The following is a 1,838-nucleotide window of genomic DNA, read 5'->3' as shown; positions in this document are numbered from 1 at the left end:
GTCCTCCACGCTCGGCGGCAGAAGACAGGACTGCGCCCGGCTCGCGCCGGTCTTGAACGGGCGATTCGTCATGCCACGAATCCTACATCAGCTGCAGCCGCCGATTCTTGCCCAGTCTCTCCGCTCCATGCGGGCTACAATGGTGCGGGCTCGTAGCCCGCATGAAGCGGAGCGCAATGCGGGGACCGGACGTCTGCCTCACACCCCGAGATACGCCGCCCGCACCTTGGGGTCCTGCAGCAGCGCCGCGCCGGGGCCTTCGTGGACGACGTGGCCGACCTCCAGCACGTAGCCGCGATCGGCGATGGCGAGTGCGGCGGAGGCGTTCTGCTCGACCAGCAGCACCGTGATGCCGCGCCGCTTGAGATCCACCACGGCGGCCAGGATCTGGTCGACCAGCAGCGGCGCCAGCCCGAGCGAGGGCTCGTCGAGCAGCAGGAGCTTGGGTTGCGCCATCAGGGCGCGGCCGATGGCGAGCATCTGCTGCTGGCCCCCCGAGAGGCTGGAGGCCGCGGTCCGGCGCCGCTCGTGAAGCACCGGGAACATCGCATAGATCGCATCGAGGCGGCCCTTCACGGTGCCGTCGTGGCAGCGGAACGCGCCGAGCCGCAGATTGTCCTCGACCGAGAGCGGCCCGAACACCTGGCGGCCCTCGGGCGACTGGGCGATGCCGCGCACCACGCGGGCGTGCGACGGCAGGCGCTGGATGTCCTCGCCCTCGAACACGATGCGGCCGCCGGTCGCCGGCTGCACACCGGAGAGGGTGCGCAGCAGCGTCGTTTTGCCGGCGCCGTTAGAGCCGACCAGCGCGACGATCTCGCCGGCCGCCACGTCGAGCGACACGCCGTGCAGCACCTCGATGCGGCCATAGGCCGAGGAGAGCCCGTCAACCGTGAGCACGATCGGCCTCCCTGGCGCCGTGCTCGCCCAGATAGGCGGCGATGACGGCGGGATCGCTGCGCACCTGGCGCGGCGGCCCCTCGGCGAGCCGCTTGCCGTGCGCCAGCACCAGCACGCGATCGGAAATCTTCATCACCAGCTTCATGTCGTGCTCGATCAGCACCACGGCGACGCCGTCCTTGGCGATCTGGCCGATCAGCCGGTCGATCGCCTCGGTCTCCACCGCGTTGCAGCCGGCGGCGGGCTCGTCGAGCAGCAGCACCTTCGGATCGGCCGCGAGCGCGCGGGCGATCTCCAGGCGCTTGAGCACGCCATAGGGCAGATCGCCGGCCGTCGTCTCGGCGTGATGGGCGAGGCCGACGCGCTCCAGCAGCTCCAGCGCGCGGGTGCGCGTGCGACGATTCTGCCGCGCCACCGAGGGCAGCGACAGGAGATCGGCCAGGAACGAGGTGCGCTCGGCCAGATGGTTGCCCACCATCACGTTCTCCAGCGCCGTCATGCGGAAGAAGATCTGCAGGTTCTGGAACGTCCGTGCCATGCCGCGCCGCACCAGGAGATGCGGCGCGAGCCGGGTGACGTTCTCGCCGGCCAGCATGATGGTCCCGCGCCCTGGCCGGTAGATGCCGGTGACCAGGTTGAACAGCGTGGTCTTGCCGGCGCCGTTCGGCCCGATGATGGAGAACACCTCGCCGAGCGACACGGAAAACGACACGCCGTCGACGGCGCGCAGGCCGCCGAACGTGATGCCGAGATCCACGACCTTCAGGATGGTCATGCGGCGCGCTCCAGCACCAGGCGGCGCAGCGACGGCACGATGCCGGCCGGCAGCGCGATCATGAACACCATGATCAGCAGCCCGAGCACGGCCTGCTCGTATTCCTGCAGCGCGGTGAGCGCCTGCGGCAGCACCACCAGGAAGGCGGCGCCGACGACGGCGC

2 protein-coding genes are annotated in these 1,838 nt (G+C 70.3%); both read right to left on the bottom strand.

The window, feature by feature from the left end:
- Window positions 1–198 precede the first annotated feature (198 nt).
- Window positions 199–900, bottom strand: a complete 702-nt coding sequence (locus tag CH341_RS31050; RefSeq protein ID WP_111423519.1) for an ABC transporter ATP-binding protein — start codon at window positions 898–900, stop codon at window positions 199–201.
- Entirely contained in the window at window positions 887–1,675 is a 789-nt protein-coding gene (locus CH341_RS31045) for an ABC transporter ATP-binding protein (RefSeq protein WP_111423517.1), read from the bottom strand. The genes CH341_RS31050 and CH341_RS31045 overlap by 14 nt, the downstream gene beginning before the upstream one ends.
- Between the last annotated feature and the right edge of the window lie 163 nt (window positions 1,676–1,838).

The organism is Rhodoplanes roseus (assembly GCF_003258865.1).
Lineage (GTDB): Bacteria > Pseudomonadota > Alphaproteobacteria > Rhizobiales > Xanthobacteraceae > Rhodoplanes > Rhodoplanes roseus.
This window is presented reverse-complemented; position numbering and strand designations above follow the sequence as displayed.